Source organism: Paraburkholderia fungorum, assembly GCF_046027215.1.
Lineage (GTDB): Bacteria > Pseudomonadota > Gammaproteobacteria > Burkholderiales > Burkholderiaceae > Paraburkholderia > Paraburkholderia fungorum_D.
Genome location: NZ_JAQQEN010000002.1, coordinates 2096218 through 2111317, shown reverse-complemented (window position 1 = coordinate 2111317; position 15100 = coordinate 2096218). Strand labels below are relative to the sequence as shown.

General features: G+C 61.7%; 12 protein-coding genes. 10 read left to right on the top strand and 2 right to left on the bottom strand.

The genetic code is table 11. The features are described 5' to 3' along the window. Positions 1-65: 65 nt before the first annotated feature. Positions 66-1781, bottom strand: coding sequence for a hypothetical protein (locus tag PQR27_RS29950; RefSeq protein WP_459251664.1), 1716 nt, complete (start codon positions 1779-1781; stop codon positions 66-68). On the opposite strand from PQR27_RS29950, the gene PQR27_RS39410 reads away from it, so the two are divergent. Continuing rightward, a complete protein-coding gene (locus tag PQR27_RS39410) occupies positions 1771-2454 on the top strand; it encodes a hypothetical protein (RefSeq protein ID WP_459251663.1) in 684 nt (227 codons plus the stop codon). The two genes, PQR27_RS29950 and PQR27_RS39410, sit on opposite strands and share 11 nt — an antisense overlap. 566 nt (positions 2455-3020) lie before the next feature. Here PQR27_RS39410 and PQR27_RS29945 read toward each other — a convergent pair. Then, positions 3021-4037 (bottom strand): LacI family DNA-binding transcriptional regulator, encoded by a 1017-nt coding sequence (locus tag PQR27_RS29945; protein ID WP_408527197.1) that lies wholly within the window; start codon positions 4035-4037, stop codon positions 3021-3023. Positions 4038-4242: 205 nt separating this feature from the next. Between PQR27_RS29945 and PQR27_RS29940 the strand changes: the two genes are divergently transcribed. The 9 genes from PQR27_RS29940 to PQR27_RS29900 all read left to right on the top strand — a co-directional run bounded on the left by PQR27_RS29940 (position 4243) and on the right by PQR27_RS29900 (position 15034). Next, a complete protein-coding gene (locus PQR27_RS29940) occupies positions 4243-5382 on the top strand; it encodes an ABC transporter ATP-binding protein (RefSeq protein ID WP_408527196.1) in 1140 nt (379 codons plus the stop codon). A 97-nt stretch (positions 5383-5479) separates the two neighbouring features. After that, the gene (locus tag PQR27_RS29935) at positions 5480-6733 is read left to right on the top strand and encodes an ABC transporter substrate-binding protein (protein WP_408527195.1); all 1254 of its coding nucleotides are present in this window, start codon (positions 5480-5482) and stop codon (positions 6731-6733) included. A 65-nt stretch (positions 6734-6798) separates the two neighbouring features. Then, positions 6799-7704 carry a carbohydrate ABC transporter permease gene (locus PQR27_RS29930; protein ID WP_408527194.1) on the top strand — a complete coding sequence of 302 codons (906 nt, stop codon included), beginning with the start codon at positions 6799-6801 and terminating at the stop codon, positions 7702-7704. Positions 7705-7723: 19 nt separating this feature from the next. Further along, positions 7724-8575, top strand: coding sequence for a carbohydrate ABC transporter permease (locus tag PQR27_RS29925; RefSeq protein ID WP_408527193.1), 852 nt, complete (start codon positions 7724-7726; stop codon positions 8573-8575). A 36-nt stretch (positions 8576-8611) separates the two neighbouring features. After that, complete coding sequence (locus PQR27_RS29920) at positions 8612-10576, top strand: beta-galactosidase (RefSeq protein ID WP_408527192.1); 1965 nt, start codon at positions 8612-8614, stop codon at positions 10574-10576. A gap of 145 nt (positions 10577-10721) precedes the next feature. Next, positions 10722-11441 (top strand): FadR/GntR family transcriptional regulator, encoded by a 720-nt coding sequence (locus tag PQR27_RS29915; protein ID WP_408527191.1) that lies wholly within the window; start codon positions 10722-10724, stop codon positions 11439-11441. 126 nt (positions 11442-11567) lie between these two features. Then, the gene (locus tag PQR27_RS29910; RefSeq protein WP_408527190.1) at positions 11568-12335 is read left to right on the top strand and encodes an SDR family oxidoreductase; all 768 of its coding nucleotides are present in this window, start codon (positions 11568-11570) and stop codon (positions 12333-12335) included. A gap of 104 nt (positions 12336-12439) precedes the next feature. After that, positions 12440-13780: an MFS transporter gene (locus PQR27_RS29905; RefSeq protein ID WP_408527189.1), complete on the top strand. Its 1341-nt coding sequence runs from the start codon at positions 12440-12442 to the stop codon at positions 13778-13780. Positions 13781-13786: 6 nt separating this feature from the next. Then, positions 13787-15034 carry an enolase C-terminal domain-like protein gene (locus tag PQR27_RS29900; RefSeq protein WP_408527188.1) on the top strand — a complete coding sequence of 416 codons (1248 nt, stop codon included), beginning with the start codon at positions 13787-13789 and terminating at the stop codon, positions 15032-15034. The last annotated feature ends 66 nt before the right edge of the window (positions 15035-15100 follow it).

The window sequence follows — 15100 nt, the reverse complement described above, 5'->3', positions numbered from 1 at the left end:
GCCTGTCTCCATGTGGGGTTGGCGGGCTGCTTGAGTTTCATCCAACGGTCATTAACACGACTGATCTATTGTCCGGTATAACCCACCGGCGCGGTGTACTTTCCCCGTATGGCATTCGGGTTCGCCAGCACCACGTAAACCGGCGACTCGGTCAACGTGAGATTCACGATGCCATTCGTGTACGCCACGGACGTTGGATTGCCCATCATGTCGATCACCGTCACGTGTCCGCTGGTGCCGGTCGAGCCTACGGTCAACGCGTATGACGTGCTATAGGTCGAACTGTAGGTGCCCGACGAGGTCGGCCAGTTCGAATTGTTGTGCGTCCATAGCGCTGCGATCACAGCGCCTGAGTTCAGTTGCTGGAACGCATAGCCATAGACCATCGAAGGCAGGCCGTTGAGACGGCCCAGTGTCTGCGTTCCGTCTATAACACGCGTGAGTGCCGCGAAGGCGAGTGCTTCCGGTTTCGGGCTGAGATTGGTTGCACCGTATTGTCCCTGCGGATTCGTAAGATCGAAGAACGTGCCGATGCCCACGTCCACCGGATAGTCCGCGCCATAGAAGAAGTAGGTGACCTGCGCGCCTTCGCCGAGCATGATCAGATGCGCGCGCAACGCGACCGCAGCCTGCGCGTAGAGCTGGTTAGCCGGCGGATAGGTCGCGCCGTAGGCGGCGTCCGCATCGTAGGTGATGCCGAGTTCAGTGACCCACAGGCGCATGTTCGGCTTGACCGTCTGCATTTGCGCGCGCAGCGCTTTCATCTGCTGATCGAGGGCATTGGCGACATTGGCGGGATTCGGATCGGTGTCGTATTGCTCCGGAGGATGGCCGGCGAATGTGCCGGCGTTGTAGTAGCCGTGCGTTGTCACGCCGTCGATGTATTTGCCGATCCCGAGTGGCGCATAGGTCGCGAGATACCCTTGTGTGCATTGCGTCACGCAGTTCGCGGGGAAGACATTGCTCGTACCCATCACAACCGCATTGGGATCCGTCGAGTGCAATCCCGCATAAACGGCGGCATACATCGCGATGAAGTTGGCGGTCGAGTCAGCCCATTGAGGCTCCCACGTCACCTGGTAGTAATTGTTCTGCTGATTCGGGAAGTACCGTTTGCGGATCGCAGCGCTATCGGTGCCGACGCGCGCCATGTAGTTCCGATAGTAGGTTTCATTCGAGGGTGGGTTGGTGTCGTCCTGGAAGGCACCCGTCGGGCTTGCCCATGCAGGAATGCCGTCCAGCCGGATGAGCCGCATGATCTTGCCATTCGTGTAGAACGGATCGAGATCGGATAGCGACGGTGTCCACGTATTGGCGGCATTGGGTTCCATTGCGGAGAGTTGCCGGTCGTCGATGGTCTGCGAGATGCCGAGGGCGGTGAGCATGGGGCCGTTGTCGTTGAATCCCTGCATGCCGAAACGGTGCTGCTCCTGACGCGCGTAGCTCACGGCCGGTAGCGTGCCGGACAGGTTCGGCAGAATGCCGAACGTGGCGATGCCGGTTGGGCGCGTACCGGCTTGCGGCAACGTGCCGCCGGCGCGCGACAGCGTCGCCGTGATCGCGAAGTAGCCGGCGATGGCGCTTTGGCACGACAGCGTACTGGTCCGCGTGCCGCTCGCCACCGCGAACGAGCCGCTGCCCTTGATGTTGCCCAGTTGATCCTGCATCGACCAGATGACCGTATCCGCCGATGTTGCCGCGGTGACGAACGCGACCTGGAACGCACTGCGCTGATTGAAGAGGCGCGTACCGTCGCTGCTCGGCGTGTCGGTGGCGATCAAACCCTGGGCTGTGCCGCCGGCTTTGCTGGTCGGTGTCGTGCAGGTGATGGAGCCTGACGGTGTTGGTGTTGGTGTTGGTGTTGGTGTTGGTGTTGGTGTTGGTGTTGGTGTTGGTGTTGGTGTTGGTGTTGGTGTTGGTGTTGGTGTTGGTGTTGGTGTTGGTGTTGGTGTTGGTGTTGGTGTTGGTGTTGGTGTTGGTGTTGGTGTTGGTGTTGGTGTTGGTGTTGGTGTTGGTGTTGGCGTTGGCGTTGGCGTTGGCGTTGGCGTTGGTGTTGGTGTTGGCGTTGGCGTTGGCGTTGGCGTTGGTGTCGGTATCGGTGTCGGTGTCGGTGTCGGTGTCGGAGTCGGTGTCGGAGTCGGTGCCGGCGTCGGCGTCGGCGTCGGTGCCGCCCCCTTCATAGGAATCCAGCAGGATTTCGTGCTGCCAAATGCCGGATCAGTGCCGAATGCAGCATTGTTGCAAGTGGTGCCGTTTGTGAACGTCCGGGTGACGTTCTGTGAGGTAGTGCTGGCGCCATACAGCACAGTCGTCGTTCCGGTGAACGAGCAGTACGCGTTCTCGACGGCGCATCGCATCCATGCGGCGGGCGGCGTGGGTGTCGGCGCAGGGGTGGGTGTGGGAGCAGGCGTAGGAGTCGGTGTCGCGCTATTCGCGTACCAGCAACTCTTCTGATAACCATACGCCGGGTCCGTACTCGACACCGACCCTGTTGAACATTGCACGCCGCCCGTGAACGGACCGTTGATGTCGTATTGAAGCGAAGGCGAAGTCGTACCGTAGATGACCTTCGCCGAGCCGGAGAAGGAACAGTACTGTCCCTCGGTTGCGCAGTATGCGTACGTCGTTCCGCTAATGGTCAATGTGCTTTGGGCGTGGGCGGTGCCAAACAGCATGCCACCGACGCGCACAAGCATCAGAAGAGCGCGTTTCATTTCGGACTCCGCGAATGGATATCGTCGGGACTACCCGCGCTTTCGATCAAGGGCGTGGGGAATAGTCAGGCGGGATCACTGCCAGGGTGCGAGGACAACAAACAGCTTTCAGTTAATGCCGTTTGAGAGCGCGGAGCCGGACAACAAAAAGCACTTTTCGGAAAGAATGACGGCAGATCTTCGCCAGAAGTAAAGTTTGCTTGCGCACACAAGTGATTCAGCGAGAGAAGTGATTGTTGTGTGTGCTGCCGCACAGACGGCGGCAATGCAAAATTGCGGATCGCAGCAGTGAATCGACCGCCAGCTTCATCCCCGCCGCCGCCGACTCGTCGACGCGCGCACGACGAGTTCCGGCGGCGGAGCCAGCACCATCGACGGTTGCTGGCCGGGCGCCTGAATCAGCCGGATCAGACTATTGATCGACAACTCCGCCACGGCCGCGGTCTGGATCGCCACCGTCGTCAACGCAGGGTGGACCTGGTGTGCGAGTTGAATGTCCGTGATGCCGATCACCGACACGTCGTCCGGCACCTTGCGGCCCAGCGTGATCAACGCCTGCGCTGCGCCGATCGCCAGTAGATCGTTGGTCGCGAAAATCGCCGTCAGATGCGGCTGGTTCGCCATCAGTTGCATGCAGGCGGCGTAGCCGGCGTCGATCGAGTCGCGTATCTGCAGGATCGCGGCGGCGTCCGTTTCGATGCCGGCCGCGCGCGTCGCCGCACGAAAGCCATTGGAGCGCGCATCCTGCAAACCGCCGCAGCCGTCGCCAATCAGCATGCCGATCTGGCGATGGCCAAGCTCGAGCAGATGCTGCGCGGCCAGCGCGCCCGCGTGCGCAAAATCCACGGCGATGCAGGGCAGGGCGGGCGGCGTCTCCGGGTGTTCCCACATCGCCAGCAGGATCGGCGCGCTGTGCATGGCCGATGCGCACAGGTCGTTGATCGCGATGTCCGTGTTCATCACGAGGACGCCGTCCGCGAGTGTTCCCGCGATCTGGTTCAGGTACGCGCGGCCGGTCTCCGCGTTGTCGTCCGTATTGCACACCATCAGGAAGTAGCCTGCCTTGCGCGCCGCGCGCTCGGCCGCGAGCACGAACTCGGGATAGAACGGGTTCGAGATATTCGACAGCATCAAGGCCAGCGTCGACGAGCGGCCCTCGGCCAGCGCGCGTGCGTTCAGGTTGGGCCGGTAGCCGAGATCGGCAATGGCCTTCAGCACGCGTTCGGCGGTTTCCGGGCGCACTTTCTCGCGGTTGCGCAGTACGTTGGAAACGGTTGCCGCCGTGACGTGCGCGCGCTTGGCAACTTCAGACAAGGTGACCATTTTTCTGCTTATCCCATATTCAGGGAATGTGATTCAAATGTTGCAAGCTGGCGGCGAGGTTGATAACTTCTGGAAAACATATTCGAGACACCCCATCATGAATTTCTTCGTCATCCCCGAATTTAAGCGATTAAATGGCTGCCACGCAAGGGCCGGCCGGTTTTTTTTCAAACAGATTTAAGCGTTTAAATCCGGAGGAGGCAGCATGGCGGCGATCCGTCTTGTGAACGTGCAGAAGTCGTATGGCGACCACCCGCCGGTGATCCGCCAGGTCAATCTCGAGATCGCGCAGCATGAGTTCTGCGTCTTTCTCGGACCGTCGGGTTGCGGCAAGTCGACCCTGCTGAGAATGATCGCGGGCCTCGAAGACCTGAGCGAAGGCGAGTTGCATATCGGCGGACGTCTGGTGAACGATGTTCCCGCTGCGGGCCGCGGTGTGGCGATGGTATTCCAGAGCTACGCGCTGTTTCCGCACATGACCGTGTTCGACAACATGGCGTTCGGTCTGAAACTCGCAAAGCAACCCAAGGACGTGATCGGCCGGAAGGTGCGTGAAGCCGCGCGCATTCTGCAACTGGACAGCCTGCTCGAACGCTATCCGAAAGCGCTGTCCGGCGGCCAGCGGCAACGCGTCGCGATCGGCCGGGCTATCGTGCGCGAACCTGGCGTGTTCCTGTTCGATGAACCGCTGTCGAATCTGGACGCCGCGCTGCGCGGTCAGACGCGTGTCGAGATCGCGCGACTGCACCAGCGCTTTGCGAACGCCAGCGTGGTCTATGTGACCCACGACCAGGTCGAAGCCATGACACTCGCCGACCGCATCGTCCTGCTGCACGCAGGCGCCGATGCGGAGCGCGACGGCAGCATTGCGCAAAGCGGCGCGCCGCTCGAGTTGTATCACCACCCCAAGTCGCGCTTTGTTGCGGGCTTTATCGGCTCGCCGCGCATGAATTTCATCGACGCCACGGTTGACTCGATCGGCGCAGGCAGCGTCACGGTCACGCTCGCCAAAAGCGGCGAACAACTGGTCGCGCACGTCGACGGCCAGCGCCTCACGCGCGGCCAGCCGGTTTCACTCGGCGTGCGCCCGGAACATCTGCGCCTCGACGGCGACGAGCAAGCCATTCAGTGCGTCACGGTGTTCTCGGAACGGCTCGGGGAGCACAGCTACATTCACGCGGATCACGCGGCCGGCACGCTCGTCGCCAAAGCGCCTGGCGATACGACGACCGGTTCGGGCGAGCGCATCAGCATTCGCGTTCCGGCGTCGGCCTGCCACCTGTTCGACGCGAACGGCATCGCATTGCGACGCAACACCCATGAACCCGTGCGGGTCGCGGCGTAACAGATCGGATGTGCACTTTCAAACTCCGCCATAGAGCGGGTTACTTCACCTGGCAGCGGTGTGCTGTCAGCTAACAAGGTAGTCAAGGAGACAAAAGATGATTGCTCTTCGCCTTCGCCGTCTGGCGCACGTGTCCATCGCGGCCGCTGTGGTTGCGGGCGCACTGTCCTGCGCGGTGGCCGATGCCGCCACGCTCAACGTGAACGTTTCGGCGCGCGGGAATCAGCGCTCGACCTGGCAGGACGCGTTCGACAAATTCAAAAAAGCCAATCCCGATGTCGACCTCAAGGTGACCTATATCACCGAGGAGGCGTACAAGGTGCAGATGGGCGGCTGGCTCGCCACCGATCCGCCCGATGTCGTGTCGTGGCACGACGGCGAACGGATGGCGTACTACGCACAGCGCGGCCTGCTTGAAGATCTGTCGTCGGACTGGAGCAAGAATGGCTGGTCGCAGCAGTACGCGTCAGTGAAAGAAGCGTCGACGTATAAGGGCAAGCAGTACGCGGCGCCGCTCGGTTACGACGCATATGGGTTCTTCTATCGCAAGGATCTGTTCGAGAAGGCCGGTATCAAAAGCGAGCCGAAAACGTGGGATGAATTTCTCGACGCCTGCAAGAAGCTGAAGGCAAGCGGCGTCGCGCCGATCGCCGTTGCCGCGCGCGATAGCTGGACGCTCGCCGCGTGGTTCGACTATCTCGACCTGCGTATCAACGGCAACGCGTTCCACCAGCAACTGATGGCCGGCGAGATTCCGTACACCGATGCTCGCGTGAAAAAGGTCTACACCGCGTGGAAAACGCTGATTGACGATCATTACTTCATCGACAACGCGCTTTCCTACGACCTCGATTCGATCGCGCCGTTTCTCGTGAACGGCAAGGCCTCGATGATGCTGATGGGCACTTTCTTCTCGGCGAGCATTCCGGCGTCCCTGAGACCGCAGACTGGCTTTTTCCGCTTCCCGGTGATCGACGCGAATGTGCCAATGGCCGAAGACGGTCCCGTCAACGTGCTGCTGATTCCGGCGAAGGCGAAGAACAAGGCCGACGCCCGCAAGCTGCTGGCTTTCATGGAGCAGCCGCAGATCAACGCCGACCTCGCGAAGGGCTGGGGGCAGTTGCCGTCGAACAGCCAGTCGGCGGAACCTGAAGACGAGATTTCGAAGGTGGGTTTCCAGACGCTCGCGAACACGAAGGGCGGCATCGCGCAGTTCTACGATCGCGACATGCAGAAGGAAATGGCCGACGAAGGCATGAAGGCGATGCAGCAGTTCTATAGCGATCCTTCGCAACTCGACGCCGTGCTCGTGCGCCTCGAAGCGACCCGCAAGCGCATCTACAAGAAGTAAGCCCAGGAGCGCCAGCAGCGTAGCCACAGCTGGCGCTCGTCTTCGATTCCTGACGAGGCCCGATCATGTCTCATCCCACAGCGGGCCGCTTGCCGGCGGCTCAGCGCCGGCACGTCTCGACGACGCGCCGTCATCAGCACCGCGCCGCGTTCTTCTTCCTGCTGCCGGGTTGCGCGTTGTTTTGTCTGTGCGTGGTCTACCCGATCATCAGCAGCATCTCGCTCAGCTTCTATCACTGGGACGGCATGACGCCGAAGACGTTCGCCGGCCTCGACAACTACATCGAGTTGTTCCATTCGGACACCTTCTACACGGCGCTGAAGAACAACCTGATCTGGCTTGCACTGTTCCTGCTGGCACCGCCGCTCGGCCTGCTGTTCGCGTTGTATCTGAACCAGCATATCCGTGGCATGCGGGTGGTGAAGTCGCTGTTTTTCGCGCCGTTCGTGCTCTCGGGCGTGGTGGTCGGTCTCGTGTTCAGCTGGTTCTATGACCCGGGCTTCGGCCTGCTGCGCCTGATTGTCGGGCACGGTATTCCGGTGCTCGGCGATCCGCATACGGTGACGCTCGGCATCATCTTCGCCGCGTTGTGGCCGCAGACACCGTTCTGCATGGTGCTGTATCTGACCGGCCTGACGGGCATCAATCCCGAAGTGGTCGAGGCCGCGCGTATGGAGGGCGCAACGGGCATGCGTCTGTTGTGGCACGTGATCCTGCCGCAACTGCGGCCCGCCACGTTCATGGCCGTGGTGCTGACGGTGATCGGCGCGCTGCGCAGCTTCGATCTGATTGCCGTGATGAGCGGCGGCGGTCCTTTCGACAGTTCCACCGTGCTCGCCTATTACATGTACGACCAGGCCATCAAGTATTACCGCGAAGGCTATTCCGCGGCGATCGCCGTCGTGCTGTTCGCCATCATGCTCGTCTACATCGTGTTCCATCTGCGCCGTATGTTGCGCGAAGAACGCTGAATTCTGGGAGTCACGCGTCATGTATCCACTTCCCGTCGAACGCTGGAAACCGCTCAATCGCGCGCTGTACAAAGCGTCTTTGCCACTCGCGCTGCTGGTGTGGCTATTGCCGATGCTGGCTGTGCTCGTCACGTCGATCCGCTCCTCCGACGAACTGTCGCAAGGCGACTACTGGGGCTGGCCGAAGCATTTCGCGCTGATCGAGAACTACGGTACGGCGCTCACGCAAACGCCGATGCTGCATTATTTCGCCAATAGCGTGCTGATCACCGTGCCTTCGGTGATCGGCGCCATCGTGCTGGCGTCGATGGCGGGCTTCGCGTTGGCGACTTATCGCTTCCCGGGCAACACGGCTGTGCTGTTTGCGTTTGTCGCCGGCAATTTTGTGCCGATCCAGATCCTGATGATCCCGGTACGCGACATGGCGCTGAAAGTGGGCCTGTTCAATACCGTGTGGGCGCTGGTGATTTTCCACGTGTCGTTTCAGACCGGCTTTTGCACGCTGTTTCTGCGCAATTTCATCAAGCAGTTGCCGTTCGAAATGATCGAAGCCGCACGCGTGGAAGGCGCGAGCGAATGGACGATCTATCTGCGCATCGTGCTGCCGCTGATCCGGCCCGCGCTCGCCGCGCTCGGCATTCTGGTCTTCACGTTTGTCTGGAACGACTACTTCTGGGCGCTGTGCCTCACGCAAGGCGACGAGGCCGCACCGATCACGGTAGGCGTCGCCGCGCTCAAGGGGCAATGGACGACCGCGTGGAACCTGGTCGCCGCCGGCTCGGTGCTGGCCGCGCTGCCCTCCGTGCTGATGTTCTTCGCGATGCAGAAGCATTTCGTCGCTGGTCTGACTTTCGGTGCAAGCAAGGGCTGATGCCCGCTAGCCCTTATTTACTGAAGAGACTCTCTCATGCAACTTGGTGTGTGTTACTACCCGGAACAATGGCCGCGTTCGATGTGGGCCGACGACGCAAAGCGGATGGTCGAACTCGGCATCACGCATGTGCGGATCGCCGAATTCGCCTGGAGCCGGATGGAACCGCGCGCGGGCGAATTCGTCTGGGAATGGCTGGATGAAGCGGTCGGCACGCTGGCAGCGGCGGGGCTGAAACTGGTGCTCGGCACGCCGACTGCGTCGCCGCCGAAATGGCTGATCGATGCGCATCTGGACGTGTTACCGGTGCGCGCGGACGGCACGCGCTGGAACTTCGGTTCGCGCCGCCATTACGACATTTCGAGCGCGACGTATCGGCGCGAGTGCGTGCGTATCGTTACCGCAATGGCTGAACGCTACGGGCGGCATCCGTCGATTGTTGCGTGGCAGACGGATAACGAGCTCGGCTGTCACGATACGGTGCCGAGTTATTCGAGCGCGGCGCTCGAGCGTTTTCAGGCATGGCTGCAACAGCGCTACGAAACCGTGGAGGCGCTGAACGACGCGTGGGGCAATGTGTTCTGGAGTATGGAGTATCCGTCGTTCGGGGCAATCGGCTTGCCGAACCTCACGCCCACCGACGCCAATCCGATCCATCTGCTCGACTTCCGCCGCTTCATGTCCGACGAGGTGGCGAGCTTTCATCGCGAGCAGATCGACGTGTTGCGGCAGCATGCGCCCAGCGCTGATCTGCTGCACAACTTCATGGGCTTTTTCACGACCTTCGATCACTACCAGTTCGCCGAAGACAACGCGCTCGATGTGGCCGCATGGGACAGCTATCCGATCGCGCGGACGGAATCGATCGCGTTGCCGGAAGAGCAGAAGGCGCGTTACGCACGCACCGCGCATCCGGACGTTTCCGCGTTCGACCATGACCGCTATCGCGCGATTGGCGGCGGGCGTTTCTGGGTCATGGAGCAGCAGGCCGGCCCGGTGAACTGGGCGCCATGGAACCCGGTGCCGGCCAAAGGCATGGTGCGGCTGTGGGCCTACGAGGCGTTCGCCCACGGTGCGGAGCTGGTGTCGTATTTCCGCTGGCGCCAGTGTCCCTATGCGCAGGAGCAGATGCATTCCGGGCTTAATTTGCCGAATAACGAGCTCTCGCCGGGCGGTCTCGAAGTGCAGCAGGCGGCGCGCGAAATTGCCGCGACGGCGGCCCTGTCGGAACTCGGCGCGCCGGCGCGCGCGGCCACGGCAGTCATATTCGATTATGAAACGCAGTGGATGTTCGAGATTCAGCGTCACGGTAAAAGCTTCGACTATCAGACGCTGGTGTTCGACTACTACGAAGCGCTGCGCGGACTCGGCCTCGACGTCGATATCGTATCGAGCAAGGCCGATCTGTCTGCGTACCGATTGGTGGTGGTGCCGAGCATCGCCGTGATCGACGACGCGCTCGTCGGCCAGATCGAACGAAGCGCCGCGCAATGGGTCTTCGGTCCGCGCAGCGGCTCGAAGACAACGACCTTCGCGATTCCTTCGAGCCTGCCGCCTGGCGCGCTGCAACGGGTGTTGCCGATGCAGGTGCTCGAAGTCGAATCGCTGCGCCCCACACTGGCGCCCGCGATGTCGCTTGGCGGCGTGCACGGCGTGGCGATGCATTGGCGCGAGCACGTTCGCGCCAATGGGGAGACGCAAGTGGATGCATATTTCGACGACGCATGGCCGGCTGTGTTGAGCCACGGACGGGTGCGTTACGTGGCGGCATGGTTGTCGCACGCGTTGCATCGCGAGGTGCTTGCTCAGGCGGCGCAGGACGCCGGCATCGAGACGCAGCGATTGCCCGACGGCTTGCGGATTCGCCGGCGTGGCGATCTGACTTTCGCGTTCAACTTCGGCGCGGAGCAGGTGCGGGCGCCCGCACCGGCCAATGCGACTTTTGTACTCGGCACTTCGCAATTGAAGACCGGCGATGTCTGCGTCTGGCTAAGCGCCTGAACAGTCCCGCTCGCCGCGCGCAGGCGGGCGTCCCCTATTTACCGAGCAAAACCGTCTCGGGTTGACCTTAGGGTCAACCCGAGTTGCGTTCGTGCGTTCATGCGATTATCTTTCTACATCATACGTATGACCTAGAGAGTGAATCGTGGCGACACTACACCGGCAGGTTCTGAATCAGATGGGCGAGCAGATTTGTTCAGGCAAATTCATGCCCGGCGACATTCTGCCGGCCGAGCCCGTTCTCGCCGAGCAGATGCAGGTGAGCCGCATCACCATCCGCGAGACGATGAAGTCGCTCTCCGCCAAGGGCATGCTGCAGGTGCGCCGCCGTTACGGCACGATCGTGCTGCCGCGCTCCCAATGGCAGTTGTTCGATCCTGACGTGATCACCTGGCGTGCGCGCGCCGGCACGATCGAACCGGGTCTGATCGAAGACCTGATGGAACTGCGCCTCATCATCGAACCGAACGCGGCCAAGCTCGCCGCGAAACGTGCCACGCCGGAAGATCGCGTCGCGGTGCGGCGAGCCTTCAAGGCGATGGAGCGCGCGGTGGCCGGCCACGGCGAGTACGTGCCCGCCGACCTCGCGTTTCACGGCGCCATTCTCGCCGCCTGCCACAACCAGTTCGTCCAGCAGATGCAGAACGCGCTGTCGGCGATCCTGCGCACGAGCTTCGAACTCAGTTCCGAAATCGCCGGCGGCCCAGCGCGTTCGCTGCCGATGCACGAAGCGCTGTGCGTTGCGATCGAGAACGGCGATCCGGAGGCGGCCGAGCAGGCGGTGCTGACACTGATCGAACGCGCCGAGCAGGACTTCGAGGACCGCGCCGCGCTGAACCGCGCGGTTAACGATCAACCCGCCTAGCGGTCGGCTCGCCAGCTCATCATTGCCGCGTCATAAGCGGAACCGAACTCGCTTTTTATCGCGACCTAAATAGTCGTCGCGAGGGCGCAGTCACGCCTTGTTCCCGAACCTCGAGAGGATTCACGCATGACCCAGTTATTCGATCTGAGCGGCCGCACGGCGCTCGTTACCGGTTCGGCGCGAGGCATCGGCTTCGCGCTTGCCGAGGGGCTGGCCGCCGCGGGCGCCAGTGTGATCATCAACGGCACGCGCGCCGATACGGTAGCGCAAGCCGCCAACCGGCTCGCCAGCCAGGGCTTCAACGCGCAAGGCCGCGCGTTCGATGTCACCGACGAAACCGCCGTCGCCGAAGCATTCGCGCAGTGGGACGAAGACGGCGTGCAGATCGACATCGTGGTGAATAACGCCGGCATCCAGTTTCGCAAGCCACTCGTCGAGCTCGAACTGAGCGACTGGCAACGCGTGATCGACACCAACCTGACCAGCGCTTTCATTGTCGCGAAGCAAGCCGCGCGCCGCATGATCGCGCGCGGCACGGGCGGCAAGATCATCAACATCGGCTCGCTGACGAGTGAAGCCGGACGCGCGACAGTCGGCGCCTACACCGCGGCGAAGGGCGGCATCAAGATGCTGACCCGGGCGATGAGCGCGGAGTGGGCTTCGGCAAACATTCAGGCGAATGCGATCGGTCCGGGCTACATCCTGACCGACATGAACAAGCCGCTGATCGAGAACGCCGCCTTCGACGCATGGGTCAAGAGCAGCAACCCGTCGCAACGCTGGGGCAAACCGGAAGAACTCGTCGGCACCGCGGTGTATCTCGCGGCACCGGCGTCGAGCTATGTGAACGGCCAGATCATCTACGTGGACGGAGGCTGGCTGGCCGTGCTTTGAAGCCGCTTTGAATGCAGGTCCGCGCGAGTACAGCAAAACCAGATAACGGCTCGCGTAATTCATTGTTTGTGTGTGTTAGTGCGCCGTACCGATCCGGAGACATCATGGAAAGCGTCAAACCCGTAGCAACCCAAAGATGGTGGTATCTGATGCCCATCATCTTCATCACTTACAGCCTCGCCTATCTGGACCGCGCGAACTACGGTTTCGCGGCGGCGGCCGGGATCGACAAGGATCTTGGTATCACGCACGGCACCTCGTCGCTGATCGGCTCGTTGTTCTTTCTCGGTTACTGCCTGTTCCAGGTACCCGGCGCAATCTACGCGCAGCGCAACAGCGTGAAGAAGCTGATCTTCTTTAGCCTGATCCTGTGGGGACTGTGTGCCGCGGCAACCGGCATGGTCAGCAACATTCCGATGCTAATGGTGCTGCGCTTCACGCTCGGCGTGGTGGAAGCGGCCGTGATGCCGTCGATGCTGATGTACATCAGCCGCTGGTTCACGCGTACCGAACGCTCGCGCGCCAACACCTTCCTGATTCTCGGCAATCCGGTGACGGTGTTGTGGATGTCGGTGGTGTCGGGCTATCTGGTGCGCAGCTTCGGCTGGCGCGAGATGTTCGTCTTCGAAGGTGCGCCGGCCCTCATTTGGGCGGTGGTGTGGTGGTTCACGGTGAAGGATCGTCCGGCCGACGCGCCGTGGATGAGCGACGCCGAAAAAGCCGAACTCGATGCCCGCCTGAAAGCCGAACAGTCGGATATCGCACCGGTGCGCGACTACAAGGCGGCGTTCCGTTCGTCGATCGTGGTGAAGTTCTGCGCGATCCACGCACTGTGGAGCATCGGCGTGTACGGCTTCATCATGTGGCTGCCGTCGATCCTCAAGGCTGCTTCGACGATCGATATCGTCTCGGTCGGCTGGCTCGCGGCGGTGCCGTATCTCGCCGCCATCATTCTGATGCTGCTTGCGTCGTGGCTCTCGGACAAGACGCGTAACCGCAAGCTGTTCGTCTGGCCTCTGCTGCTCGTCGGGACCGTTGCTTTTGTCGCGTCCTATCTGGTGGGCGGCTCGCATTTCTGGATTTCGTTCGCGCTTCTGGTGGTAGCGGGCGCATCGATGTATGCGCCGTACGGCCCCTTCTTCGCGCTGGTGCCGGAGCTGATTCCGAGCAACGTGCTGGGCGGCGCGATCGGTCTCATCAATGCCTGCGGCGCGTTGGGTGCATTCGCGGGTTCGTGGGTGGTGGGTTATCTGAACGGCGCGACCGGCAGCCCGGCCGCTTCGTACATTTTCATGGCGTGCGGTTTGCTGGCTTCCGTGTTCCTGATGATGACCGTGCCCGCGCATTCCGACCAGCGCGCGAAGCATCAAGGCCCACTGTCGCCGCTTCGTAGTAAAGGTCCGCGCGTGTCCCGCTTTGTTTCATCGATTCGCTTTGGCAGGTAGAGAGAAATGGCAACCCTGATTACCGATGTAAAGGTCATCCTGACCGCGCCGGAAGGCATCAACCTGATCGTCGTGAAAGTGGAGACCAATCAGCCGGGGCTGGTCGGCCTCGGTTGCGCGACGTTCGCTTACCGGCACCTCGCGGTCAAATGCCTGATCGAAGAGTATCTGCGGCCGCTGCTGATTGGCCGCGATGCCGAGGCGATCGAAGAGATCTGGCAGTTGATGCATCAGAACGCGTACTGGCGCAACGGTCCAATCGAGAACAACGCGATCTCGGGCGTCGATATGGCCTTGTGGGACATCAAGGGCAAGATGGCGAATATGCCGCTCTATCAGCTCTTCGGCGGCAAGTGCCGCGAAGGCGTGCCGATTTATCGGCATGCGGATGGCCGCGACCTGAACGAGCTGTGCGAGAACATCCAGCGCTATCGCGAGCAGGGCATCACGCATATTCGCTGTCAAAGCGGCGGGTATGGCGGAGGTGGCTTTGGCAAGGCGCCGTCGAGTGCGCCTGCGGGTTCCGCCGCGGGCGTGTATCTCGACAGCAGAAAGTACATGCGCGAAACACTTAAACTGTTCGACGGCATTCGCAGCAAGATCGGTTTCGACGTTGCGTTGTGTCACGACGTGCATGAACGTCTGAAGCCGGTCGAAGCGATCCGCTTCGCGTGCGAGCTTGAACAGTACGATTTGTTCTTTCTCGAAGACGCGATCGCGCTGGAGGAGGGCGAGTGGATGCGTCAGTTGCGCGCCAAGACAACCACCCCGTTGGCGCAGGGCGAACTCTTCAACAATCCGTATGAATGGCGCTTCCTGATCACCGAGCGTCTGATCGACTATATCCGCGTCCACCTCAGCCAGATCGGCGGCATCACGGCAGGACGCAAGCTGCAGATATTCGCCGAGCAATTCGGCGTCAGGACGGCGTGGCATGGTCCGGGCGACATGTCACCGCTGGCACATGCGGCGAACATTCACATCGATCTTGCCTCACGCAATTTCGGCGTGCAGGAGTGGTCCGGCACCGAGCCGCCCAACTTCGTGATCCAGGAACTCAAAGGGCCGCGTGCGGCGCTGCTCGACGTGTTCCCTGGCCTTCCCGAGTTCCGCGACGGTTATGTCTATGCAAACGACAAACCGGGCCTGGGCGTGGACATGGACGAAGCAGAGGCGGCGAAATATCCGTGCGAGAACACCGTCACGACGTGGACGCAGACACGCTTGAAGGATGGCACGCTGCAGACGCCGTGAGCGGCGCGTAGCAGCGTGAATGGCAGGCACGCCTGCACGGGTGCCTGCGCATTGCGCCGAAGCTAA

Bases quoted from the DNA above. Each gene is read 5' to 3' on its own strand.
- PQR27_RS29940 (WP_408527196.1), top strand. From the start codon at position 4,243: ATGGCGGCGATCCGTCTTGTGAACGTGCAGAAGTCGTATGGCGACCAC.
- PQR27_RS29935 (WP_408527195.1), top strand. From the start codon at position 5,480: ATGATTGCTCTTCGCCTTCGCCGTCTGGCGCACGTGTCCATCGCGGCC.
- PQR27_RS29925 (WP_408527193.1), top strand. From the start codon at position 7,724: ATGTATCCACTTCCCGTCGAACGCTGGAAACCGCTCAATCGCGCGCTG.
- PQR27_RS29910 (WP_408527190.1), top strand. From the start codon at position 11,568: ATGACCCAGTTATTCGATCTGAGCGGCCGCACGGCGCTCGTTACCGGT.
- PQR27_RS29900 (WP_408527188.1), top strand. From the start codon at position 13,787: ATGGCAACCCTGATTACCGATGTAAAGGTCATCCTGACCGCGCCGGAA.
- PQR27_RS29930 (WP_408527194.1), top strand. From the start codon at position 6,799: ATGTCTCATCCCACAGCGGGCCGCTTGCCGGCGGCTCAGCGCCGGCAC.
- PQR27_RS29920 (WP_408527192.1), top strand. From the start codon at position 8,612: ATGCAACTTGGTGTGTGTTACTACCCGGAACAATGGCCGCGTTCGATG.
- PQR27_RS29905 (WP_408527189.1), top strand. From the start codon at position 12,440: ATGGAAAGCGTCAAACCCGTAGCAACCCAAAGATGGTGGTATCTGATG.
- PQR27_RS29945 (WP_408527197.1), bottom strand. From the start codon at position 4,037: ATGGTCACCTTGTCTGAAGTTGCCAAGCGCGCGCACGTCACGGCGGCA.